Here is a 24,599-nt window from a genome sequence, read left to right on the forward strand (position 1 = left end):
AGAGCCATGCCAAAACGTACAGACATAAAAAGTATCCTGATTCTGGGTGCGGGCCCGATTGTTATCGGCCAGGCGTGTGAGTTTGACTACTCTGGCGCCCAGGCGTGTAAAGCGCTGCGTGAAGAAGGTTATCGCGTCATCCTGGTGAACTCTAACCCCGCGACCATCATGACCGACCCGGAAATGGCCGATGCGACCTACATCGAGCCGATTCACTGGGAAGTGGTGCGTAAAATTATTGAGAAAGAGCGCCCGGATGCGGTGCTGCCGACGATGGGCGGTCAGACGGCGCTGAACTGCGCGCTGGAGCTGGAGCGTCAGGGCGTGCTGGCTGAGTTCGGCGTGACCATGATTGGCGCCACTGCCGATGCGATTGATAAAGCCGAAGACCGCCGCCGTTTCGACGTGGCGATGAAGAAAATCGGCCTCGACACTGCCCGCTCCGGTATTGCGCATACGATGGAAGAGGCGCTGGCTGTTGCTGCTGACGTCGGTTATCCGTGCATTATCCGTCCATCCTTTACGATGGGCGGCACCGGCGGCGGTATTGCCTACAACCGCGAAGAGTTCGAAGAAATTTGCGCGCGCGGTCTGGATCTCTCCCCAACCAACGAACTGCTGATAGATGAGTCGCTGATTGGCTGGAAAGAGTACGAAATGGAAGTGGTGCGTGATAAGAACGACAACTGCATTATCGTCTGCTCCATTGAGAACTTTGACGCGATGGGCATCCACACCGGTGATTCCATCACGGTGGCTCCGGCGCAAACGCTGACGGACAAAGAGTACCAAATCATGCGTAACGCCTCGATGGCGGTACTGCGTGAAATCGGCGTGGAAACCGGCGGTTCCAACGTTCAGTTTGCGGTGAACCCGAAAAACGGTCGTCTGATTGTTATCGAAATGAACCCGCGCGTCTCCCGCTCCTCGGCGCTGGCGTCAAAAGCCACCGGCTTCCCGATTGCTAAAGTGGCGGCAAAACTGGCGGTGGGTTACACCCTCGACGAACTGATGAACGACATCACCGGTGGCCGTACCCCGGCATCGTTCGAACCGTCCATCGACTACGTTGTCACCAAAATTCCTCGCTTCAACTTTGAAAAATTCGCGGGCAGCAACGACCGTCTCACCACCCAGATGAAATCCGTCGGCGAAGTGATGGCGATTGGCCGCACTCAGCAGGAATCCTTACAGAAAGCGCTGCGCGGCCTGGAAGTGGGCGCCGCCGGTTTTGACCCGAAAGTCAGCCTGGATGACCCGGAAGCGCTGACCAAAATTCGTCGCGAGCTGAAAGATGCGGGCGCCGAGCGTATCTGGTACATCGCTGATGCGTTCCGCGCGGGGCTGTCTGTCGATGGCGTCTTTAACCTGACCAACATCGACCGCTGGTTCCTGGTGCAGATTGAGGAACTGGTTCGTCTGGAAGAGAAAGTGGCGGAGCTTGGCATCACCGGCCTCGACGCTGACTTCCTGCGGATGCTGAAGCGCAAAGGCTTCGCCGATGCGCGTCTGGCTAAACTGGCGGGCGTGCGCGAAGCGGAAGTGCGCAAACTGCGCGACCAGTTCAACCTGCACCCGGTTTACAAGCGCGTGGACACCTGTGCAGCGGAATTTGCTACCGACACCGCCTACATGTACTCCACTTATGAAGATGAGTGCGAAGCGAATCCGAACCAGGACCGCGACAAAATCATGGTGCTCGGCGGCGGCCCGAACCGTATCGGCCAGGGGATTGAATTTGACTACTGCTGCGTACACGCCTCGCTGGCGCTGCGCGAAGACGGTTACGAGACCATTATGGTCAACTGTAACCCGGAAACGGTCTCCACCGACTACGACACCTCCGACCGCCTGTACTTCGAGCCGGTCACGCTGGAAGATGTGCTGGAAATCGTGCGCGTCGAGAAACCGAAAGGCGTCATCGTACAGTACGGCGGCCAGACTCCGCTGAAACTGGCGCGCGCGCTGGAAGCGGCAGGTGTGCCGGTTATCGGCACCAGCCCGGATGCGATTGACCGCGCGGAAGACCGTGAGCGCTTCCAGCAGGCGGTTGACCGTCTGAAACTGAAACAGCCTGCTAACGCCACCGTGACGGCGATTGAACAGGCCGTTGAGAAGGCAAAAGAGATTGGCTATCCGCTGGTGGTTCGCCCGTCCTACGTGCTGGGTGGCCGCGCGATGGAAATCGTTTACGACGAAGCTGACCTGCGTCGTTACTTCCAGACCGCAGTCAGCGTCTCTAACGATGCGCCGGTACTGCTGGACCGCTTCCTTGATGACGCGGTGGAAGTGGATGTGGATGCTATCTGCGACGGTGAAATGGTGCTGATTGGCGGCATCATGGAACACATCGAACAGGCGGGCGTGCACTCCGGTGACTCCGCATGTTCTCTGCCGGCCTACACGTTAAGCAAAGAGATTCAGGACGTGATGCGCCAGCAGGTGCAGAAGCTGGCCTTTGAGTTGCAGGTGCGTGGTCTGATGAACGTGCAGTTCGCGGTGAAAGACAACGAAGTCTACCTGATTGAAGTGAACCCGCGTGCGGCGCGTACCGTACCGTTCGTCTCCAAAGCGACCGGCTTACCGCTGGCGAAAGTGGCGGCGCGCGTGATGGCGGGCAAATCGCTGACCGAGCAGGGCGTGACGAAAGAAATCATCCCGCCGTACTACTCGGTGAAAGAAGTGGTGCTGCCGTTCAACAAATTCCCGGGCGTTGACCCGCTGTTAGGGCCAGAAATGCGCTCTACCGGGGAAGTGATGGGCGTCGGCCGCACCTTCGCTGAAGCGTTCGCCAAAGCGCAGCTTGGCAGCAGCTCGACGATGAAGAAATCGGGCCGTGCGCTGCTCTCCGTTCGTGAAGGCGACAAAGAACGCGTGGTGGACCTGGCGGCGAAGCTGCTGAAACAGGGCTTCGAACTGGATGCGACTCACGGTACGGCGATTGTGCTGGGTGAGGCGGGTATCAACCCGCGTCTGGTCAACAAGGTGCATGAAGGTCGTCCGCACATTCAGGACCGTATCAAGAATGGCGAATACACCTACATCATCAACACCACCGCAGGTCGTCAGGCGATTGAGGACTCTAAACTGATTCGCCGCAGCGCGTTGCAGTATAAAGTGCATTACGACACGACCCTGAACGGCGGCTTCGCCACGACGATGGCGCTGAACGCCGATGCGACTGAAAAGGTGATCTCCGTACAGGAAATGCACGCGCAAATTACGAAGTAAGCGGCAGACGCATTTATCTGGTGATATAAAAAGGTTCCTGCAAAGGAACCTTTTTTTACGCCATAAGGTCATTCCTGGTCACATACGCTTCCTGGATGTGGTTTTCAATGTAACAAGCACGATTTCGCTCACACTAATCAACAATTAAGTCGCATACTATCCCCTTATATCCACAATTTATTTATGGTTAATGGCGTTATTTATATTCAGGCCATAACGAACCGTAGCAAGATTTTTAATTTGTAAAATGGTGTGCTTATGAGTGAAAAATATGTTAAGAAACCACTTTATTTGTTAATTGCTGATTGGGTAATGGCAGAAAACCGGTGGGTGAGCGCCAAAGAGATCGCGAAGCAATTTAATATGGATTATTGCAAAGCGATTAATACGGTTTCGTATATTCTTTCTGAAGTAGGGGAAATAGAGTGCGAGACCAGGACGATCCCTAATCAGCTGGAAGGGCGAGGATGCCAGTGCCAGCGTCTGGTGCGTATTAAGCGTATTGACGCGCAGCTCTATGCGCGTTTGGGTCATAGTGCGCAGGAGAAGATGGTAAAAGCGGAGAGAACCCCGCGAATGCCGGTTCCGCCCACGGAGCTAAACCGCGAGCAGAAATGGCAGATGATGCTATCAAAAAGTATGCGTCGGTAATGTCGGCGTAAATGCCTTATCCGGCCTGCAACGGTGTGTTGACTCGTAGGCCGGATAAGCGCCAGCGCCATCCGGCACAAAGCGCTACGCCGATTTTGGCTTCACCTCCGTCGTGCCTTTCAGGCGCGGCCGGTTCTTTTCGACCTGGGTTAAGGGTTGCGTTTCACATAGCGATGCCCGACAGCGTACCGCGAGATCCTGATATTCCTGCGTGTTGAGCCGTTTCCAGTGCAGCTCTTCATCCGTGACATCACGTTTGACGCGTGCAGGCGCACCAACCAGCAGCTGCCTGGGCGCGCCGACAAAACCCGCTTTTACAAAACTCATGGCGGCGACGATACTCTCTTCGCCGATGATTGCGCCATCCATGATTACGCTGTTCATGCCTACCAACGCATCACGACCAATCACGCAGCCGTGAAGGATTGCGCCGTGCCCGATATGCCCGTTTTCATGCACGATGGTGTCGGTATCGCAATAACCGTGCATGATGCAGCTATCCTGAAGGTTAGCGCCCGCCTCAAGAATCAGACGCCCATAGTCGCCGCGCAGCGATGCAAGCGGGCCGATATAGACGCCCGCACCAACGATGACATCGCCAATCAACACGGCGCTGGGATGCACGTACGCCTCTGGATGTACTACCGGAATCAGGCCTTCAAAGGCGTAATAGCTCATGGTTATTCCTCCGTGATTGTTGTCGGATGGCGGCTGCGCCTTATCCGACCTACGGCAGTAGGCGGATAAGCGTTAGCGCCATCCGGCAGCGCGGCGCTAGCGGCCTTTCCAGACCGGATCGCGTTTTTCGGCAAACGCCTGCGGGCCTTCGATCGCATCTTCAGAGTGCAGTACCGACGGGTAATGCTTCAATGCGCCGCTGCGAATGTAGCGATAGCCTTCTTCCACCGGCATTTCGCTGGTTGCGCGGTAGATCTCTTTGAGGGCGGCGATCGCCAACGGCGCGCTGTTCACCAGCTGTTGCGCCAGTTCGCGGACGCTGTCCATTAACGCTTGCTGGCTGACAACCCGGTTCACAATTCCCCAGCGCAAGGCTTCTTCTGCGTCCATTCGTCTGCCGGTCATCAGCATTTCGTTGACGATAGCAGGCGGCAACAGCTTAGGCAGGCGCAGCACGCCGCCGCTGTCAGGCACAATGCCGAGCTTTGCTTCAGGCAGCGCGAAACTGGCGTTATCGGCGCAGACGATAAAATCCGCCGCCAGTGCCAGTTCGAACCCGCCGCCGAAGGCATAGCCGTTAACGGCGGCAATCACCGGTTTATCCAGGTCAAAGATCTCGGTTAAACCGGCAAACCCGCCGGGGCCAAAATCGGCGTCCGGGGCTTCGCCTTCGGCCGCCGCTTTTAAATCCCAGCCTGCGGAGAAGAATTTTTCGCCGCCACCGGTGATGATCGCCACACGCAATTCGGGATCGTCACGGAAATTGAGAAAAACTTCGCCCATCTCAAAACTGGTTTTTGCGTCTATTGCATTCGCTTTCGGGCGATCCAGCGTAATTTCCAGAATCGGGCCGTGACGGGTCAAATGTAATGATTCACTCATATCTTCACTCCATTATTTAAAATCGGACGGGTAAGAATGCTTATTTCAAGTTCTTTTTAATTATTTTTCCTGAACAGTTTCGGGGCAGATCATTTCTTATCTCAAGAAAAGAGGGGACTTTGAATTTCGCCATATTTTGTTCACAGAAAGCGAAAAACTCCTCTTCCGTTAATGTTTCACCTTCATTAAGCACCACAAAGGCTTTAATGGCTTCATCGCGGATCGAATCGTGAATACCAATAACGACGATGTCCTGAATTTTGGGATGAGCCGAAATAATGTTTTCCAGTTCGACGCAGGAGACATTTTCGCCGCCGCGCTTAATCATGTTGCAACGCCTGTCGACGAAATAGAAAAATCCCTCCTCATCCCGATAGCCGGAATCACCGGTATGCAGCCAGCCGTTGGCTTCCAGCGCTTTGGCGGTGGCTTCCGGCCTGGCGTAATACTCTTTAAAGAGGGTTTTTCCCGGCACGCCTTTAATACAGATTTCACCGATTTCTCCGGCGGGTAGCGAGCGGTTCTGCTCATCGCGGATGTCCGCCTCATAGCAAAATCCAGGGCGACCAATAGATGGCCAGCGTCGTTTATCGCCGGGACGATCGCCAATAATGCCGACAATGGTTTCCGTCATCCCGTAAGAGGTCAGCAGCCGGACGCCGAAACGTGCAATAAAAGCGTCTTTTTCCTGCACGGAAAGGTTGAGATAGAACATCACTTCGCGCAGACAATGCTGCTTCTCTTCCGGGGAGGCGGGCTGCACCATCAGCGTCCTGATCATCATCGGAATACATTCTGTGACAGTGGCGCGATACTTTCGTACCTGTCCCCAGAACGCGCGGGCGCTGTATTTTTCGATCAGCACAAAGGTGCTGCCTGCGGAGAATGCCGCCATTGCCGCAGTACACTGACAGTCAATATGAAAGGCGGGCATCACCGTCAGATAGACGTCATCTTCACGCAGCGCACACTGCCAGGAGGAGTAGTAACCCGCAAAACGCAGGTTGTAATGGGTAATGACCACGCCTTTGGGCCGCGAGGTGGTGCCAGAAGTAAACAGAATCTCCGCCGTGTCGTCAGTGGATAACGGCGGCGCATAGCACAATGTGGCAGGCTGCTGGTCTTTCAATTGAGAAAAATGGCTAACGTTATCTTCAATGGGCGCATTTTCGCCAATCAGACAGATATGATTGAGCAGGGTATCGTCCTCAAGCAGTATCTGGCGATACATCGGATAAAATTCAGCGCTGGTGACGATGAGCTGCGCGCGGCTGTTTTGTAAAATCCAGGCGCTCTCTTCGCGCAGGAGCCTGGCATTGATCGGCACCATGATGGCGCCAATTTTGGCCAGACCAAACCAGCAGAAAAAGAACTCCGGGCAGTTATCCAGATGCAGCGCGACGTTATCGCCTTTCTGAATGCCTGAGGCGAGGAAAAGGTTCGCCGCGCGGTTGATCTCTTCATTCAGCGACGCGTAGCTGAATTGCCGGACAACGCCTTCGCTGGATTCAAAAATAAGCGCCGTTTTATTTCCGTATACCTCGGCCAGGTCGTCCCACATCTGACGTAAGTTTTGTCCGCCAACGATATCCATTGCACTGTTATCCGTTCGAAAATAGGCATGCGCGCTAACCGGATAAACCGGTTAGCGCTTTGCGTTTAATCCTCAACTTTGGCCAGACCCTTGCTGACCAGTTCCTGTATATCTGCTTCGTTGTAACCGATGTTTTTTAGAATGGCGGCGGTGTCCATGCCATGCGACGGCATGCCACGCCAGATTTTCCCTGGGTTGTTTTTGAATTTCGGCATGATGTTTGGCCCTTTACAGGTGCGGCCATCCATCGTGTGCCACTCGGTAATGGATTCGCGGGCGACGTACTGCGGGTTGCTTTCCAGTTCTGGAATGGTCAGCACTTTCGCGCAGGCGATATTCAGCTCGGCGAAACGCGCCTGCACGTCGGCGATGGAACGGGTCGCCAGCCACGCATCCAGTTTTTCCTCGACTAACGGCCCGTAAGGGCACTCAACGCGATGGATAAGCTGGGTGCCTTCCGGCACTTCTGGCGTACCCAGAATGTGCGCCAGGCCGATATCCTTAAAGCACTCGTTGATCTGCGTAATGCCGACCAGCTCCATCACGATGTAACCGTCTGCGCATTTATACAGCCCGCATCCGGCGTAGTAGGGGTCTTTGCCTTTGGTCATGCGTGGGCAAATTTCGCCGCCGTTGAAGTAATCCATCATGAAGTACTGGCCCATGCGCAGCATTACTTCATACATCGCCACATCAATGCTTTCGCCTTTGCCGGTTTCACGCACTCTGTGCAAAGCCGCCAGCGCGGCGGTGGTGGCGGTCATCCCGGAAAAATAGTCCGCCGTATACGGGAACGCGGGCATGGGTTGATCGACATCACCGTTCTGAATCAGGTAGCCGCTAAAGGCCTGGGCGATGGTGTTGTAAGCCGGGAGGTTGGTGTACTCCTCCGTGCCGTACTGGCCGAAACCGGAAAGGTGGGCGATCACCAGTTTGGGGTTGTGTTCCCACAGCACGTCATCGGTAATTCCGCGACGGGCAAACGCCGGGCCTTTGCTGGCTTCGATGAAGATGTCAGTGGTTTCCATGAGTTTCAGAAACGCTTCCCGACCTTCATCTTTGAAGATGTTAAGGGAGAGGGCATGCAAGTTTCGGCGTGAAAGCTGCGGATAGTTCGGCTGGACGCGAATGGTATCGGCCCAGGCGACGTTTTCAATCCAGATCACTTCCGCGCCCCACTCTGCGAACATTTGTCCGGCGAACGGCCCGGCGATTTCAATCCCGGAGAACACGACCCGCAATCCGGCGAGCGGCCCGAAAGTGGGCATCGGTAAACGGTTCATAAATAAATTCCTGCATTTTTTGTAGGCCCGGTAAGCGCAGCGCCACCGGGCAAATTGCCGGATGGCGGCGTAAACGCCTTATCCGGCCTACGATGTTTGTAGGCCCGGCAAGCGCAGCGCCACCGGGCATGTTGCCGGATGGCGGCGTAAACGCCTTATCCGGCCTACGATGTTTGTAGGCCCGGTAAGCGCAGTGCCACCGGGTAAATTGCCGGATGGCGGCATAAACGCCTTATCCGGCCTACGATGGTTTGTAGGCCCGGTAAGCGTAGCGCCACCGGGCAAATTGCCGGATGGTTTGTAGGCCCGCCACCGGGCAATGTTTAACGGTATTGCTTCAGCACGGCGCGGCCGAGCGTCAGGATCTGCATTTCGTCAGAGCCGCCGGAGACGCGGTCAACGCGCAGGTCACGCCAGAAACGCGTAATGCGGTGGTTGCCCGCAATCCCGACGCCGCCCAATACCTGCATGGCGCTGTCTACCACGTCAAACGCGGCGTTGGCGCAGAAGTATTTACACATCGCGGCATCGCCCGAGGTGATGGTGCCGTTATCCGCTTTCCACGCGGCTTCCAGCAGCATGTTTTTCATGGAGTTTAATTTGATCGCCATATGCGCGAACTTCTCCTGAATCAGCTGGAAGCGGCCGATCGTCTCGCCAAACTGCACGCGCTGATTGGCGTAACGCGCAGCGTCTTCGAACGCGCACATCGCCGTACCGTAGTTGGTTAAAGCCACCAGAAAACGTTCGTGGTCGAACTCTTCTTTTACGCGGTTAAAGCCATTACCTTCCCGGCCGAACATGTCTTTTTCGTCCAGCTCAACATCGTCAAAATTGATTTCACAGCAGCTGTCCATGCGCAGGCCGAGCTTCTCAAGTTTGTTAACCTTGATGCCGGGTTTGCTCATATCGACAAACCATTCGGTATAAATCGGTTTGTCCGGGGAGGCGCCGTCCCGTGCCATCACCACGATGTAGGGGGTGTAGGCGCTACTGGTGATGAAACACTTGCTGCCGTTAAGATAAACCTTACCATTTTTACGGGTATAGGTAGTTTTTAAACTGCCAACATCCGATCCCGCTCCCGGTTCGGTGATCGCCGAGTTCCACATCTGCTTGCCGGTTCCCTGGAACGCCATGATTTTATCAATTTGCTCCTGGGTCCCTTCACGCAGGAAAGTGTTAAAACCTCCCGGCAATTGGTACAACACGTAAGTTGGCGCGCCCAGACGCCCCAGTTCCATCCATACGGCGGCAACGGTGACGAAACCGGCTTCCAGCCCGCCGTGTTCTTCCGGGATCAACAGGCTGTCGATGCCCATATCCGCCAGCGCTTTCACAAAACGTTCCGGGTAGACGCTGTCGCGATCGCACTCGGCAAAGTAGGCTTCCCAGTTCTCACTGGCCATCAGTTCACGAATACCGGCGACAAACAGTTCCTGCTCGTCATTCAAATTAAAATCCATCTTCCAGCCTCATTTTTAAGGAGTTTATTGAGTTTATTTATCTTTCCAGTGCACTTTGGCGTCTTTGATAAAGGAGAGCGTTACCATGATGTTGACGAAGAACAGCGGGCATCCTCCGGCGATAATCGCGGTTTGAATGGGTTTTAACCCGCCGAGCGCTAACAGGACGATGCCGATAACGCCAACCAGCACCGACCAGCCGATACGTACCAGCAGCGGCGGCTCTTCACCGTCGCGCACTTCGCGGCAGGTGGACATGGCCAGCGTGTAGGAGCAGGCGTTAATCAGCGTGACGGTAGCGATAAAGCAGAGGATGAAGAATCCCCACATCGTAGCCGTGCTGAATGGCAGTGCGGCCCAGGTTTCGATGATGGCGCGCGCCACGCCGTGCTGTTCGATAAGTTGTGGAATATTGAGGATATTTTTATCCATCAGCAGCAGGGTGTTGCTGCCAAGAACGGTCCACAGAATCCAGGTGGAGGCGGTCAGGCCGAGCACCATCCCAAAGCACAGTTCGCGCACGGTACGGCCGCGGGAAATACGCGCGAGGAAGATACTCATCTGGATGGCGTAAATGACCCACCATGCCCAGTAGAAAACGGTCCAGCCCTGCGGGAAGCCGCCTTTGCCGATCGCATCGGTGTAGAACAACATGCGTGGCAGATACATCAACAGCATACCGACGGAATCGGTGAAGTAGTTCATGATGAAGCTGGCGCCGCTGACGATAAACACCCAGCCGAGCATCAGGAAGCTGAGATAGCTACGCACGTCACTGGCGATTTTCACCCCTTTTTGCAGGCCGCAGGCCACGCAAATGGCGTTCAGAACGATCCAGCAGGTAATGATGATGGCGTCCAGTTCCAGCGTATGAGGGATGCCGAACAGATACTGCATACACTCTGTCACCAGCGGCGTCGCCAGGCCGAGGCTGGTGCCCATCGCGAAGATCAGCGCCACCAGATAGAAGTTATCGACAATAGTACCGAATAACCCTTTCGCGTGTTTCTCGCCCACTAAAGGTACCAGCGTCGAGCTGGGACGAATCACGTCCATTTTGCGAACAAAAAAGAAGTAGGCGAACGCGACGGAGAGGAAGCTGTAAGTCGCCCACGGTAACGGCCCCCAGTGAAACAGGCTGTAGGCGAGGCCGATCTCTTTGGCGCCGTTGGAGCCAGGTGCCAGAGCAAAGGGCGGCGTCGAGATGTAATAATAAATTTCGATTGAGCCCCAGAACAGCACGGCGGCGGAAGTGCAGGAGGCGAACATCATGAAAATCCAGCTGGCGGTGCTGAATTCCGGCGGCTCATCACCTAATCTTTTTTTAGCGTAAGGGCCGAAGACCAGCCAGAACCAGCCAAAAAGCATCACCACCATGTACCATTCAAATGCCCAACCCCAGATATTTGTGACATAACTGAAGACGGCATTAATAACAATATTCGCAGCGTCGAGATCTCTGACGGTTAGCCAACAAAGTATCCCTACAATTATTAACGGCGGGAAAAAAACCTTAGGTTCAATCCCGGACTTTCTCTTTTCATTTTTCATGAGTCAATTCCAGTGTCAAAACGAAATTTATGTTACGTTCCCGTTTGTTATATTTTGTTTATTTTTCTTAGTAATAATCTGATGACAGTTAGACCTCAGAGTCGCTTTGGCGAGTAACTCATAATGGGTATTCATTTTGCGGTAATCTGTTATGTTTATCACACTTTTTTGTCTGGTGTTTTTGACCCTGATTTTCAAATAAAATTAATACAAAACAATTGGATGCGTTGAGTTTTGGTCGAATTGCGTGCATCTCTCATTCAATATTGGTGATCCATCAAACAATATTGAAAATTTTTATGTTCTACGGGGGCTGTTCAATATTAGTGAGGTGCTTAACAATATTGAAAGTTGTAAATATCAGCGTGTGACATTTTCAATATTGGTGATTAAAGTTTTATTTCCGAATTAAAGAGCGTGATATCTGTATTTAACACCGCCGATATGGATGACGTTTCCTTCATGATTTCTGGAGATGCAATGAAGATAATTACTTGTTACAAGTGCGTGCCTGATGAGCAGGATATTGCGATCAATAATGCCGATGGTTCATTAGATATCAGCAAAGCGGATGCCAAAATCAGTCAGTACGATCTGAATGCGATTGAAGCTGCCTGCCAGTTAAAGCAGCAGGCAAGCGATGCCCAGGTGATTGCCATGAGCGTAGGCGGCAAGGCGCTGACCAACGCCAAAGGGCGTAAAGATGTGCTCTCCCGTGGGCCAGATGAACTGGTCGTGGTGATAGACGACCAGTTTGAACAGGCTTTGCCGCAACGCACCGCCGCAGCGCTTGCCGCCGCCGCGCAAAAATCGGGCTTTGATCTGATCGTTTGCGGCGACGGTTCCTCCGACCTTTATGCCCAGCAGGTCAGCCTGCTGGTGGGTGAAACGCTGAACATTCCGGCCATCAACGGCGTGAGCAAAATCCTCTCCCTGACGGAAAGTGCGCTTACCGTTGAGCGTGAACTGGAAGATGAAATTGAAACCCTGAGTATTCCCCTGCCTGCGGTGGTGGCGGTCTCCACAGACATTAACTCTCCGCAGATCCCGTCGATGAAAGCGATTCTGGGCGCGGCAAAAAAACCGGTGCAGGTCTGGTCTGCGGCGGATATTGGTTTCAGTGCGCCAGACGCGTACTCCGTCCAGAAGGTCGCCGCACCGAAACAACGCGAGCGTCAGCGCATCGTTATTGAAGGCGATGGTGAAGAACAGATCGCCGCGTTCGCCGAACATCTGCGCAAAATCATTTAATTACCGGGGGATATTATGAACACGTTTTCTCATGTCTGGGTATTCAGCGATACCCCTTCTCGTCTGCCGGAACTGATGAGCGGCGCACTGGCTTCAGGCGAGCAGATTCATGCGTTTGTGCAGCACGACGCCGAGGGCGAGACGGCACGCCAGCTGGGGGCGAATCACATCTGGCATTTACGCGGTAAACCGGACGACTGCATGGTGGAAGATTACGCCGGGGTGATGGCGCAGACGATTCGCCAGCAGGGGGATTCGGGTCTGGTGCTGCTGCCTAATACCCGCCGTGGCAAACTGCTGGCGGCAAAGCTGGGATTTCGTCTCGCGGCGGCCGTCTCTAACGACGCCAGTGCGGTAACGCAGCAGGAGGGCCATGCGACCGTCCGGCATATGGTCTACGGCGGGCTGGCGATTGGCGAAGAGACCATCACATCACCGTATGCGGTGATCACCGTCGGCAGCGGCACGTTCGAGGCGCAACAGGCGGACGCGTCCCGCCACGGCGAGTCGCATGACGTGCAGTGGCAGTCGCCAGATGTCGTCGTAACGCGCACCGCAACGCAGGCGCGCCAGAGCAACACGGTCGATCTTGATAAAGCGCGACTGGTGGTTAGCGTCGGGCGCGGCATCGGCAGCAAAGAGAATATCTCGCTGGCCCAGGCGCTGTGTCAGGCCATTGGCGCGGAACTGGCGTGTTCTCGTCCGGTGGCGGAAAACGAAAAATGGATGGAGCACGAGCGTTATGTCGGCATCTCCAACCTGATGCTTAAACCAGAGCTTTACCTCGCGGTGGGCATTTCCGGGCAGATCCAGCACATGGTGGGCGCGAACGGTTCACAAACCATCTGCGCCATCAACAAAGATAAAAATGCGCCGATATTTCAATACGCTGATTACGGCATTGTCGGCGATGTGATGAAGATTCTGCCTGCGCTTACGAGCGCTTTAGCACGCTGATCCACTCGGGCAGGGCCTGTGGGTATCGGCCCTGCCGCTGACAGGTAAATCTGGAGTTCTTATGTCCGAAGATATCTTTGATGCCATCATCGTGGGGGCCGGACTGGCGGGTTCCGTCGCGGCGCTGGTGCTCGCCCGCGAAGGGGCGCAGGTGCTGGTTATTGAGCGCGGCAATTCCGCTGGCGCGAAGAATGTCACCGGCGGGCGCATCTACGCGCACAGTCTGGAGCGCATTATCCCCGGTTTTGCTGAACATGCCCCGGTTGAACGCGTGATCACCCATGAAAAACTCGCTTTTATGACCGAAAAAGGGGCGATGGCGGTGGATTACGTCAATGGCGAGGATGCCGCGCCTTCGCAGGTTTCTTATTCCGTCTTACGCAGCAAATTTGACGCCTGGCTGATGGAACAGGCTGAAGAGGCGGGCGCGCAGCTGATAACCGGCATCCGCGTGGATAATCTTGTTCAGCGCGACGGCAAAGTGGTGGGCGTTGAGGCGGATGGCGACGTTATTGAAGCGAAAACGGTCATTCTCGCTGATGGCGTGAACTCGCTGTTGGCGGAAAAACTGGGAATGGCGAAACGTGTAGATGCCGCCCATGTCGCGGTAGGCGTAAAAGAGTTAATTGAGTTGCCTGAATCGGTCATTGTGGATCGCTTCGGATTACAGGGAAATGAAGGCGCAGCCTGTCTGTTTGCCGGTTCTCCGACCGACGGTCTGATGGGCGGCGGCTTCCTCTATACCAATAAAACGACCCTCTCTTTGGGGCTGGTTTGCGGTCTGCATCATCTGAAAGAGGCGAAAAAGTCGGTTCCACAAATGCTGGAAGATTTTAAACAGCATCCGGCGGTGGCGCCGCTGATTGCGGGCGGAAAACTGCTGGAGTACGCCGCGCACGTCGTCCCGGAAGCGGGAATGAATATGCAGCCGGAGCTGGTGGGCGACGGCGTGCTGATTGCCGGTGACGCCGCCGGTATGTGTATGAACCTCGGTTTTACGATTCGCGGTATGGACCTGGCCGTCGCGGCAGGGGAAGCGGCGGCGAAGACCGTACTTTCGGCCATGCAGAGCAACGATTTCAGCCGACAGGGGCTGGCGGAATATCGACAGCATCTCGACAACGGGCCGATGCGGGATATGCGTATGTACCAGCGCTTACCGGCGTTTCTGGACAACCCGCGTATGTTCACACGCTACCCTGAAATGGTGGTGGGCATTGCCCGCGATCTGTTTACCGTCGATGGCAGCGCTCCCGTCCCTGTGCGTAAAAAAATCCTGCGCCACGCGAAGAAAGTGGGCTTCATCAACCTGATGAAGGATGGCATCAAAGGAGTGACCGTATTATGACTTCTCCCGTCAATGTGGACGTCAAACTGGGCGTCAATAAATTCAATGTGGATGAAGACAATCCGCACATCATCCTGAAAACCGAACCGGATAAGCAGGCGCTGGAGGTGCTGATCAAGGCGTGTCCGGCCGGGTTGTATAAACAGCAGGACGACGGCAGCGTACGTTTTGATTACGCCGGGTGCCTGGAGTGCGGCACCTGTCGAATTCTCGGGTTGGGGACGGCGCTGGAGAAATGGGAATACCCGCGCGGCACCTTTGGCGTGGAATTTCGCTACGGCTGAGGTTGATGCCGGATGGCGTCGCTGATGCGTCTTATCCGGCCTACAAAATACGTGATTCGTAGGCCTGATAAGCGTAGCGCCATCAGGCATCAAGTGAAAACAAAACAGGACGCGGCTATGCAGCAGCCCAGGAACTTTGACGACATTAAATTCTCCTCTATTCACCGCAGAATTATGCTGTGGGGAAGCGGCGGGCCGTTCCTGGACGGTTACGTACTGGTCATGATTGGCGTGGCGCTGGAGCAGCTCACGCCTGCGCTGAAGCTGGATGCGCAGTGGCTGGGGTTACTGGGGGCAGGCACGCTGGCCGGGCTGTTTGTCGGTACGTCGCTGTTCGGCTATATCTCAGACAAAGTGGGGCGACGTAAAATGTTCCTCATCGATATCATCGCCATTGGGGTGATATCGGTAGCGACGATGTTTGTCTCATCGCCGATGGAGTTGCTCGTTATGCGCGTGCTGATTGGGGTGGTGATTGGCGCGGATTATCCTATCGCCACCTCGATGATTACCGAGTTTTCCAACACCCGCCAGCGCGCCTTCTCGATCAGTTTTATTGCCGCGATGTGGTACGTCGGCGCCACCTGCGCCGATCTGGTCGGCTACTGGTTGTACGATGTGGCGGGCGGATGGCGCTGGATGCTGGGGAGTGCGGCAATTCCCTGCATTATGATCCTGATCGGGCGCTTCGATCTTCCCGAATCACCGCGCTGGCTGTTGCGTAAGGGGCGGGTGAAAGAGTGCGAGGAGATGATGATTAAACTGTTTGGCGAACCGGTGGCGTTTGATGAAGAACCGCCCCAGGAGACGCGCTTCTTACAGCTGTTTAATCGCCGTCACTTCCCGTTTGTTTTGTTTGTCGCCGCCATCTGGACCTGCCAGGTCATCCCGATGTTCGCCATCTATACCTTTGGCCCGCAGATTGTCGGCCTGCTGGGGCTGGGCGTCGGGAAAAGCGCGGCGCTGGGCAATGTGGTGATCAGTTTGTTCTTTATGCTGGGCTGTATTCCGCCGATGTACTGGCTGAACAGCATAGGGCGACGGCCATTGCTGATCGGCAGCTTTGTTATGATGACGCTGGCGCTGGCTGTGCTGGGGTTGATCCCAGAAATGGGGATCTGGCTGGTGGTTGCGGCCTTTGCGGTGTACGCCTTTTTCTCCGGCGGCCCGGGGAACCTTCAGTGGCTCTACCCGAATGAGCTGTTCCCGACGGATATTCGCGCGTCTGCCGTGGGCGTCATTATGTCTCTGAGCCGAATTGGCACCATCCTTTCAACGTGGGCGCTGCCGATCTTCATCACCAGATATGGGATCAGCTACGTCATGCTGATGGGGGCGGGAATTTCACTTATCGGTCTGCTTATTTCCATCGCTTTTGCGCCGGAGACGCGTGGACTGACGCTTGCCCAGACGAGCAGTATGACGATTCGCAACAAGCCTCTGTGCTAGGGGATATCTTCAGAGTGTTCTGTATTTTCTTTTAAGGTCAGTCAGTTAGTCTATAGTTAATGGGTATACCACTGAAAATGACTGAAAAGCAGGGAGAACACCATGCAAAAACAACTTCTTATTGCGTCTCTTTTTGCCGCTGCGACGGTATTTACCGTAGCGGGCTGTTCATCAAACCAGGCCATAAAAACCACCGACGGCAAAACGATCGTCACCGATGGTAAACCACAGGTCGATGATGATACCGGACTGGTGTCCTACAAAAATGCAGAAACCGGTAAAACGGAACAGATCAACCGCGATCAGGTGAAGAACATGAGCGAACTGGATAATTAATTCAGTTTTATCCATTTAGCTGCTCAATAATATTCACTATTAGCCTGTTAAATTACTGACTACACTCTGTGATAAAACAGAGATGTAAAATAACAGGCTACTTCATGATCCTCATTATTTATGCCCATCCGTATCCGCAGCACTCGCATGCGAATAAACGGATGCTGGAACAGGCAAGGACGCTGGATGGCGTCGAAATTCGCTCGCTCTATCAACTTTACCCTGACTTCAATATTGATGTTGCCGCCGAGCAGCAGGCGCTGGCGCGCGCGCGTCTTATCATCTGGCAGCATCCAATGCAGTGGTACAGCGTTCCCCCTTTACTCAAACTCTGGATGGACAAAGTCCTCGCGCATGGCTGGGCCTACGGGCATGGCGGCACGGCGCTCCGGGGCAAAGATCTGATGTGGGCCGTGACGACTGGAGGAGGCGAAAGCCACTTCGCTATTGGCGCCTATCCGGGCTTTGACGTGCTCTCGCAGCCGTTACAGGCTACCGCGCTCTATTGTGGGCTCAACTGGCTGCCGCCTTTTGCGATGCACTGTACGTTTGTCTGTGATGACGAAACGCTCCAGGCGCAGGCGCGCCACTACAAGCAACGTTTGCTGGCGTGGCAGGAGGCAAATCATGGATAGCCATACGCTGATACAGGCGCTGATTTACCTGGGGTCGGCCGCGCTGATTGTGCCGATTGCCGTCCGGCTGGGCTTAGGGTCGGTGCTGGGCTACCTCATTGCCGGGTGTATTATCGGCCCGTGGGGGCTGCGTCTGGTGACGGACGCTGAAGCTATTCTCCATTTCGCCGAAATTGGCGTGGTGCTGATGCTGTTTGTGATTGGGCTGGAGCTGGACCCGCAGCGTTTGTGGAAACTGCGTGCGTCGGTTTTTGGCGGCGGCGCGTTGCAGATGGTGGTATGCGGTGGGTTGATTGGCCTGTTCTGTATGTTCCTCGGTCTGCGCTGGCAGGTGGCGGAGCTGATCGGCATGACGCTGGCGCTCTCTTCCACGGCGATTGCGATGCAGGCGATGGATGAGCGTAACCTGACCGTCTCGCAAATGGGCCGTAGCACATTCGCCGTGCTGCTGTTTCAGGATATTGCCGCTATTCCACTGGTGGCGATGATCCCCTTGCTGGCCGCCAGCAGCGCCTCAACGACGCTGGGCGTCTTTGCGCTGTCTGCGTTAAAAGTGGCGGGAGCGCTGGCGCTGGTGGTGCTGTTAGGGCGCTATGTCACGCGCCCGGCGCTGCGTTTTGTCGCGCGTTCCGGTTTGCGTGAAGTGTTCAGCGCCGTGGCTCTGTTTCTGGTCTTTGGCTTCGGCTTGCTGCTGGAAGAAGTGGGGCTGTCGATGGCGATGGGGGCGTTTCTGGCGGGCGTGTTGCTGGCAAGCTCGGAATACCGGCATGCGCTGGAAAGCGACATAGAACCGTTTAAAGGGCTGCTGCTGGGGCTGTTCTTTATCGGCGTCGGCATGTCTATCGACTTTGGCACGCTGATCGATAATCCGTTACGCATTCTTATCCTGCTGGTCGGTTTCCTGGTAATTAAAACGGTAATGCTGTGGCTGGTCGCCAGGCCGCTACGGGTGCCGAATAAGCAACGTCTCTGGTTTGCCGTATTATTAGGGCAGGGGAGTGAGTTTGCCTTTGTGGTATTCGGCGCGGCGCAAATGGCCAATGTACTCGACCCGGAATGGGCGAAGGCCTTGACGCTCACCGTTGCGCTCTCAATGGCGGCGACGCCCATTTTTCTGGTGCTCCTGAGCCGTCTGGAAAAATCCGCAATCGGCGAAGCGCGTGAAGCGGATGAGATCGATGCGGAGCAACCGCGCGTGATCATCGCCGGATTTGGCCGTTTTGGGCAGATTACGGGGCGTTTGCTGCTGTCGAGCGGAGTAAAAATGGTGGTTCTCGACCATGACCCGGATCATATTGAAACGCTGCGCAAATTTGGCATGAAGGTCTTTTACGGTGACGCGACGCGCATGGATCTGCTGGAGTCCGCCGGTGCGGCAAAAGCGGAAGTGCTGATCAACGCGATTGACGATCCGCAAACCAGTTTACAACTGACAGAAATGGTAAAAGCCCATTTCCCCGACCTGCAAATTATTGTCCGCGCCCGCGATGTCGATCACTACATTCGTTTGCGACAGGCCGGTGTTGAGATGCCGGAGCGTGAAACGTTTGAAGGCGCGTTAAAAACAGGGCGTCAGGCGCTGGAAAAATTAGGGCTGGGACGCTACGAGGCGCGCGAGCGTGCCGATCTGTTCCGTCGTTTTAATACGCAGATGGTGGAAGAGATGGCGAAAGGGGAAAACGATCCAACGTCCCGCGCGGCTGTCTATAAACGCACCAGCGCTATGTTGAGTGAGATTATTACTGAAGACCGTGAACATTTATCGTTAATTCAACGCCACGGCTGGCAAGGCACGGATGAAGGTAAACATACGGGTGATGCAGATGATGAGCCGGAAGTGAAACCGTCAACGTAGGCCAGGTAAGGCGTTTACGCCGCCATCCGGCGTTGGCGCGTCTGATTGCCTGATGGCGGCCTGCGAGCTGACACCGCTTTAAATAAGTCGGGTTGCCAGCAGAACGGAAAATTTTCGTGCTATTCCTCTTTTCGTTAGTCGACGAAAGATTGCTCTTTCCGTATAGTGGCGACAATTTTTTGTATCCAGGAAATATTCAATGATCAGTCTGATTGCGGCGTTAGCGGTAGATCGCGTTATCGGCATGGAAAACGCCATGCCGTGGAACCTGCCTGCCGATCTCGCCTGGTTTAAACGTAACACCTTAAACAAGCCTGTGGTTATGGGGCGCCATACCTGGGAATCCATCGGGCGACCGCTGCCGGGGCGTAAAAACATCGTCATCAGCAGCCAGCCTGGCACTGACGATCGCGTGCAGTGGGTGAAATCGGTCGATGAAGCGATTGCCGCCTGCGGCGATGCGCCAGAGATTATGGTGATTGGCGGCGGACGCGTGTACGAACAGTTCTTGCCGAAAGCGCAGAAACTGTATCTGACGCATATTGATGCCGAAGTGGAAGGGGACACCCATTTCCCGGACTACGAACCGGATGACTGGGAATCGGTCTTCAGCGAGTTCCACGACGCCGATGAGCAGAATTCTCACAGCTACTGCTTCGAGATTCTGGAGCGTCGTTAATCCGGCATGTTGTAATGCAGATTTGTAGGCCTGATAAGCGAAGCGCCATCAGGCAATAATGTGGAGTGAATGCCGGATAGCGGCGTAAACGCCTTATCCGGCCTACAAAATAACGCTCAGGCGTTTACCGCCTCGCCTTTGCCTGAATCAAGATGACGATTCGACGGCTGCACGAAGTAGCGCTTATCTTCCCAACGCAGACAGGTTAAATCCCCGCCCCAGCAGCAGCCGGTATCCAGACCATAAATGCCTTCCGGCGTCCCTTTACCTTCCAGCGACGCCCAGTGACCAAAGACAATGCTGTATGCTTCGCTAACCGGTCCCGGAATGGCGAACCAGGGTTTCAGCGGCGCAGGGGCGTTTTCCGGCGACTCTTTGCTGTACATATCCAGTTGGCCGTTCGGGAAACAGTAACGCATACGGGTGAAGGCATTCGTGATAAAACGCAGCCGCGCCAGACCCGTTAGCTCCGGCGTCCAGTTGTTCGGCATATCGCCGTACATCGCGTCGAGGAAGAAGGGGTAGGAGTCGCTCGACAGCACGGCTTCAACATCGCGCGCGCAGTCTTTCGCTGTCTGTAAATCCCACTGCGGCGTAATGCCCGCATGCGCCATCACCAGCTTCTTCTCTTCGTCGACCTGCAACAGCGGCTGACGGCGCAGCCAGTTGAGCAGTTCGTCGGCGTCTGGCGCTTCCAGCAGCGGAGTCAGCCTGTCTTTCGGCTTATTGCGGCTAATGCCCGCAAAGACGGCCAACAGATGTAAATCGTGATTGCCAAGCACCAGACGCACGCAGTCGCCCAGTGATTTCACGTAGCGGAGCACTTCCAGAGAACCAGGGCCGCGAGCGACCAGATCGCCGGTAAGCCACAGGATATCTGAACCGGGGGTAAATTCCACCTGGTGTAACAATGCGATCAGTTCGTCGTAGCAACCGTGAACGTCGCCAATGAGGTATGTTGCCATTGCTTGAGTTTTAATGAATAAGTGTTGGAACGGCGAGTCGGAACACGGGAATATCGATAGTAAAGGCGACGCCTTTTTCATCGATCATTTCGTAGTGACCCTGCATGGTGCCCAGCGGCGTTTCAATAACGGCGCCGCTGGTGTACTGGTACTCTTCTCCGGGCGCGATGTGCGGCTGCACGCCAACCACACCTTCGCCCTGTACTTCGGTTTCGCGGCCATGACCATTGGTTATCAGCCAATAACGCCCCAACAACTGCACTGGCGCTCGCCCCAAATTGCGGATGGTTACCGTGTATGCGAATACGTAACGTTCATCATCAGGTGAAGATTGCGCTTCAATGTAGACGCTCTGAACCTGAATACACACTCGGGGCGAATTGATCATGCTTAACTCTCCTTCGAAGGCGCGTTTTCTGACAGATAGTTCGCCATCTGGCAATATTGCGCGACAGAGATATTTTCCGCTCGCAATGCCGGGTCAATGCCCAGTTCCGTCAGCACCTCGACGCTGAACAGATTGCCGAGGCTGTTGCGAATCGTTTTACGACGCTGGTTAAACGCCTCGGTGGTGATGCGGCTCAACACGCGTATGTCTTTCACCGGATACGGCATCGTCGTGTGAGGCACCAGGCGCACAACGGCGGAATCGACTTTAGGCGGCGGCGTGAAGGCGGATGGTGGCACTTCCAGCACCGGGATCACCTGGCAATAATATTGCGCCATGACGCTTAATCGACCATACGCCTTACTGTTCGGCCCTGCAACCAGACGATTGACCACTTCTTTTTGCAACATAAAGTGCATGTCGGCAATGGCATCAGTATAGCTAAAGAGGTGGAACATCAACGGAGTGGAGATGTTGTAGGGCAAGTTGCCGAATACGCGCAGCGGCTGACCTATCTTCTCAGACAGCTCGCCAAAGTTCATGGTCATGGCATCTTGCTGATAAATCGTCAGTTTCGGCCCCAAAAACGGGTGCGTTTGCAGGCGCGCGGCCAGATCGCGGTCAAGTTCGATCACCGTGAGCTGGTCCAGACGTTCGCCAACAGGCTCCGTCAGCGCTGCCAGACCGGGGCCGATTTCGACCATTGCCTGACCCTTTTGCGGGTTAATGGCGGAGACAATACTGTCGATCACAAACTGATCGTTGAGAAAGTTTTGCCCGAAGCGTTTACGGGCTAAGTGGCCCTGATGGACTCGATTATTCATTGGGTATTAACAATCATTTTGATGGCGAGATTAAGCGCCGTAATAAAACTGCCGACATCCGCTTGCCCCCGACCCGCCAGTTCAAGCGCGGTACCGTGGTCTACGGATGTTCGAATAAAAGGCAGGCCCAGCGTGATATTCACGCCGCGACCAAATCCCTGGTATTTTAGCACGGGGAGACCCTGATCGTGGTACATCGCCAGCACGGCATCGGCATGATCGAGATATTTAGGCTGGAAAAGCGTGTCGGCGGGCAAAGGGCCGCTTAAGCGCATCCCCTGAGCGCGCAGATCATCCAGTACCGGAACGATCGTGTCGATCTCTTCGGTTCCCATATGGCCGCCTTCACCCGCATGGGGATTTAGCCCGCACACCAGAATATGCGGATCGGCAAGGCCGAATTTCGTGCGTAAATCATGATGCAGAATGCCGATCACCTCATGCAGCAAAGCGGGCGTAATGGCGTCGGCAACCGCTCTTAACGGCAGGTGCGTTGTCGCCAGCGCGACCCGCAGCTCCTCGGTGGCCAGCATCATCACCACTTTCTTCGCCTGCGAACGCGCTTCAAAAAACTCCGTGTGTCCAGTAAACGGTACGCCAGCGTCATTGATGACGCCTTTGTGAACCGGCCCGGTGATCAGCGCCGCAAATTCCTCTTGCAGACAACCGTCGCAGGCGCGCGCCAGCGTATCCACCACATACTGCCCATTCTCAACGCTGAGTTGACCTGGGGTGACAGGAGCGCGAAGCGCTGTCGGCAACAGGGTCAGCGTGCCGGCGGATTGCGGTTTTGCAGGGTGATTTGGCGAGTAGGGAAGAAGCGAGAGGGGCAAACCGAGCAACGCGGCCCGGTCGGTTAACAGACGGGCATCTGCACAGACGACGAGCTCGACCGGCCACTCACGCTGTGCGAGCTGAACGACTAAGTCAGGACCAATCCCGGCGGGTTCGCCGGGAGTGATAACAACGCGTTGAACCGTAGCCATTAATTGCTCAGGATTTTAACGTAAGCGCTGGCGCGTTGTTCCTGCATCCAGGTCGCCGCTTCTTCCGAGAACTTACGGTTCATCAGCATACGGTAAGCTCTGTCTTTCTGCGCTGCGTCGGTTTTATCAACGTTACGCGTATCCAGCAGTTCGATCAGGTGCCAGCCAAAGGAGGAGTGCACCGGGGCGCTCATCTGGCCTTTGTTGAGGCGGGTCAGCGCGTCGCGGAAGGCAGGATCGAAAATATCCGCCGCCGCCCAGCCCAGATCGCCGCCCTGGTTGGCAGAACCTGGGTCCTGTGAAAACTCTTTCGCTGCGGCAGCAAAGGTCGTTTTGCCGCTCTTAATGTCTGCTGCGATCTCTTCCAGTTTCAGGCGCGCCTGTTGATCGGTCATGATCGGTGAGGGTTTCAGCAGAATATGGCGGGCATGAACTTCAGTGACGGAGATGCTCTGGCTCTGGCCGCGCAGATCGTTCACTTTCAGAATGTGGAAGCCAACGCCGGAACGAATCGGGCCAACGATGTCGCCTTTTTTCGCCGTGCTCAGCGCCTGCGCGAAAATGCCCGGCAGCTCCTGAATACGTCCCCAGCCCATCTGGCCGCCTTTCAGCGCCTGTTGGTCGGCGGAGTAGGTGATCGCCAGTTTGCCGAAATCACTGCCGTTACGCGCTTCATCAACAATCGAACGCGCCTGGGCTTCCGCTTCGCTTACCTGATCCGACGTCGGGTTTTCCGGCAGCGGGATCAGAATGTGGCTCAGGTTCAGCTCTGTGCTGGCATCGTTCTGGTTACCGACCTGTTGGGCCAGCGCATCCACTTCCTGCGGCAGGATGGTGACGCGACGACGCACTTCGTTGTTACGCACTTCGGAGATGATCATCTCTTTGCGGATCTGGCTACGGTAGGTCGAGTAGCTCAGACCATCGTAAGCCAGACGGCTGCGCATCTGGTCCAGCGTCATGTTGTTCTGTTTAGCGATATTGGCGATAGCCTGATCCAGCTGTTCATCAGAGATTTTCACCCCCATCTTCTGACCCATCTGGAGAACGATTTGATCCATGATCAAACGTTCCAGGATCTGATGACGTAGCGTGGCATCATCAGGAAGCTGCTGACCAGCCTGACCCGCATTAAGTTTTACTGATTGCATTAAGCCATCAACGTCGCTTTCCAGCACGACGCCGTTATTGACGACGGCTGCGACTTTATCGACCACCTGCGGGGCAGCGAAACTGGTATTCGCGATCATGGCGATACCGAGAAGCAGCGTTTTCCAGTTCTTCATACTTTTTCCATTTCAATTAA

The 24,599-nt window shown here is 55.1% G+C and carries 22 protein-coding genes; 11 read left to right on the forward strand and 11 right to left on the reverse strand.

The annotated features are described in order from the left end of the window. Nucleotides 1-6: 6 nt before the first annotated feature. Together carB and caiF are read left to right on the forward strand one after the other, a co-directional pair. Nucleotides 7-3,231, forward strand: coding sequence for a carbamoyl-phosphate synthase large subunit (gene carB, locus OGV83_RS20730; protein ID WP_012134136.1), 3,225 nt, complete (start codon nt 7-9; stop codon nt 3,229-3,231). A 258-nt stretch (nt 3,232-3,489) separates the two neighbouring features. Further along, nucleotides 3,490-3,882: a carnitine metabolism transcriptional regulator CaiF gene (gene caiF, locus OGV83_RS20735; RefSeq protein ID WP_286464528.1), complete on the forward strand. Its 393-nt coding sequence runs from the start codon at nt 3,490-3,492 to the stop codon at nt 3,880-3,882. 84 nt (nt 3,883-3,966) lie between these two features. Here caiF and caiE read toward each other — a convergent pair whose 3' ends face one another. The 6 genes from caiE to caiT all read right to left on the reverse strand — a co-directional run bounded on the left by caiE (nt 3,967) and on the right by caiT (nt 11,336). Then, nucleotides 3,967-4,560 carry a carnitine operon protein CaiE gene (gene caiE, locus OGV83_RS20740; protein WP_047459010.1) on the reverse strand — a complete coding sequence of 198 codons (594 nt, stop codon included), beginning with the start codon at nt 4,558-4,560 and terminating at the stop codon, nt 3,967-3,969. Nucleotides 4,561-4,656: 96 nt separating this feature from the next. After that, nucleotides 4,657-5,442, reverse strand: a complete 786-nt coding sequence (caiD, locus tag OGV83_RS20745) for a crotonobetainyl-CoA hydratase (RefSeq protein WP_286464530.1) — start codon at nt 5,440-5,442, stop codon at nt 4,657-4,659. A gap of 40 nt (nt 5,443-5,482) precedes the next feature. Then, a complete protein-coding gene (gene caiC / locus OGV83_RS20750; RefSeq protein WP_115626343.1) occupies nt 5,483-7,036 on the reverse strand; it encodes a crotonobetaine/carnitine-CoA ligase in 1,554 nt (517 codons plus the stop codon). Nucleotides 7,037-7,101: 65 nt separating this feature from the next. Next, nucleotides 7,102-8,319 carry an L-carnitine CoA-transferase gene (caiB, locus tag OGV83_RS20755; protein WP_024130718.1) on the reverse strand — a complete coding sequence of 406 codons (1,218 nt, stop codon included), beginning with the start codon at nt 8,317-8,319 and terminating at the stop codon, nt 7,102-7,104. Between the two features lie 323 nt (nt 8,320-8,642). Next, nucleotides 8,643-9,785 carry a crotonobetainyl-CoA dehydrogenase gene (caiA, locus tag OGV83_RS20760; RefSeq protein WP_012134130.1) on the reverse strand — a complete coding sequence of 381 codons (1,143 nt, stop codon included), beginning with the start codon at nt 9,783-9,785 and terminating at the stop codon, nt 8,643-8,645. Nucleotides 9,786-9,818: 33 nt separating this feature from the next. Continuing rightward, on the reverse strand, nt 9,819-11,336 hold the full coding sequence (gene caiT / locus OGV83_RS20765) for an L-carnitine/gamma-butyrobetaine antiporter (protein WP_012134129.1): 1,518 nt from the start codon (nt 11,334-11,336) through the stop codon (nt 9,819-9,821). A gap of 480 nt (nt 11,337-11,816) precedes the next feature. On the opposite strand from caiT, the gene OGV83_RS20770 reads away from it, so the two are divergent. From OGV83_RS20770 to folA, 9 genes are all read left to right on the forward strand, one after another. Further along, a complete protein-coding gene (locus OGV83_RS20770) occupies nt 11,817-12,587 on the forward strand; it encodes an electron transfer flavoprotein FixA (protein ID WP_110123689.1) in 771 nt (256 codons plus the stop codon). Between the two features lie 15 nt (nt 12,588-12,602). Next, on the forward strand, nt 12,603-13,544 hold the full coding sequence (locus tag OGV83_RS20775; RefSeq protein WP_104867784.1) for an electron transfer flavoprotein subunit alpha/FixB family protein: 942 nt from the start codon (nt 12,603-12,605) through the stop codon (nt 13,542-13,544). A gap of 61 nt (nt 13,545-13,605) precedes the next feature. Continuing rightward, a complete protein-coding gene (locus OGV83_RS20780; protein ID WP_071257539.1) occupies nt 13,606-14,892 on the forward strand; it encodes an FAD-dependent oxidoreductase in 1,287 nt (428 codons plus the stop codon). Continuing rightward, nucleotides 14,889-15,176 carry a ferredoxin-like protein FixX gene (gene fixX, locus OGV83_RS20785; protein ID WP_071257541.1) on the forward strand — a complete coding sequence of 96 codons (288 nt, stop codon included), beginning with the start codon at nt 14,889-14,891 and terminating at the stop codon, nt 15,174-15,176. Before OGV83_RS20780 ends, fixX begins: the two co-directional genes overlap by 4 nt. A gap of 117 nt (nt 15,177-15,293) precedes the next feature. Continuing rightward, complete coding sequence (locus tag OGV83_RS20790; RefSeq protein WP_024130715.1) at nt 15,294-16,625, forward strand: MFS transporter; 1,332 nt, start codon at nt 15,294-15,296, stop codon at nt 16,623-16,625. Nucleotides 16,626-16,727: 102 nt separating this feature from the next. After that, nucleotides 16,728-16,961: a YgdI/YgdR family lipoprotein gene (locus OGV83_RS20795; RefSeq protein ID WP_012134122.1), complete on the forward strand. Its 234-nt coding sequence runs from the start codon at nt 16,728-16,730 to the stop codon at nt 16,959-16,961. A gap of 104 nt (nt 16,962-17,065) precedes the next feature. Next, the gene (gene kefF, locus OGV83_RS20800) at nt 17,066-17,596 is read left to right on the forward strand and encodes a glutathione-regulated potassium-efflux system oxidoreductase KefF (protein WP_047458991.1); all 531 of its coding nucleotides are present in this window, start codon (nt 17,066-17,068) and stop codon (nt 17,594-17,596) included. Continuing rightward, nucleotides 17,589-19,451 (forward strand): glutathione-regulated potassium-efflux system protein KefC, encoded by a 1,863-nt coding sequence (kefC, locus tag OGV83_RS20805; protein WP_286464532.1) that lies wholly within the window; start codon nt 17,589-17,591, stop codon nt 19,449-19,451. The genes kefF and kefC overlap by 8 nt, the downstream gene beginning before the upstream one ends. A 199-nt stretch (nt 19,452-19,650) precedes the next feature. Continuing rightward, the gene (folA, locus tag OGV83_RS20810) at nt 19,651-20,130 is read left to right on the forward strand and encodes a type 3 dihydrofolate reductase (RefSeq protein ID WP_012134119.1); all 480 of its coding nucleotides are present in this window, start codon (nt 19,651-19,653) and stop codon (nt 20,128-20,130) included. A 116-nt stretch (nt 20,131-20,246) separates the two neighbouring features. Here the strand turns inward: folA and apaH are convergent, their stop codons facing one another. From apaH to surA, 5 genes are read right to left on the reverse strand one after another with little or no spacing between them, the layout of a single operon-like run. After that, complete coding sequence (apaH, locus tag OGV83_RS20815) at nt 20,247-21,095, reverse strand: bis(5'-nucleosyl)-tetraphosphatase (symmetrical) ApaH (protein WP_110494687.1); 849 nt, start codon at nt 21,093-21,095, stop codon at nt 20,247-20,249. A gap of 10 nt (nt 21,096-21,105) precedes the next feature. After that, nucleotides 21,106-21,483 (reverse strand): Co2+/Mg2+ efflux facilitator ApaG/CorD, encoded by a 378-nt coding sequence (apaG, locus tag OGV83_RS20820; protein ID WP_012134116.1) that lies wholly within the window; start codon nt 21,481-21,483, stop codon nt 21,106-21,108. Between the two features lie 2 nt (nt 21,484-21,485). Further along, nucleotides 21,486-22,307, reverse strand: coding sequence for a 16S rRNA (adenine(1518)-N(6)/adenine(1519)-N(6))-dimethyltransferase RsmA (gene rsmA / locus OGV83_RS20825; RefSeq protein WP_012134115.1), 822 nt, complete (start codon nt 22,305-22,307; stop codon nt 21,486-21,488). Further along, on the reverse strand, nt 22,304-23,293 hold the full coding sequence (gene pdxA, locus OGV83_RS20830; protein WP_286464534.1) for a 4-hydroxythreonine-4-phosphate dehydrogenase PdxA: 990 nt from the start codon (nt 23,291-23,293) through the stop codon (nt 22,304-22,306). The genes rsmA and pdxA overlap by 4 nt, the downstream gene beginning before the upstream one ends. Continuing rightward, nucleotides 23,293-24,579, reverse strand: a complete 1,287-nt coding sequence (surA, locus tag OGV83_RS20835; RefSeq protein WP_047458976.1) for a peptidylprolyl isomerase SurA — start codon at nt 24,577-24,579, stop codon at nt 23,293-23,295. Before surA ends, pdxA begins: the two co-directional genes overlap by 1 nt. Nucleotides 24,580-24,599: the final 20 nt, after the last annotated feature.

The sequence above is a fragment of the Citrobacter sp. CK189 genome, assembly GCF_030333505.1.
GTDB lineage: Bacteria > Pseudomonadota > Gammaproteobacteria > Enterobacterales > Enterobacteriaceae > Citrobacter_B > Citrobacter_B koseri.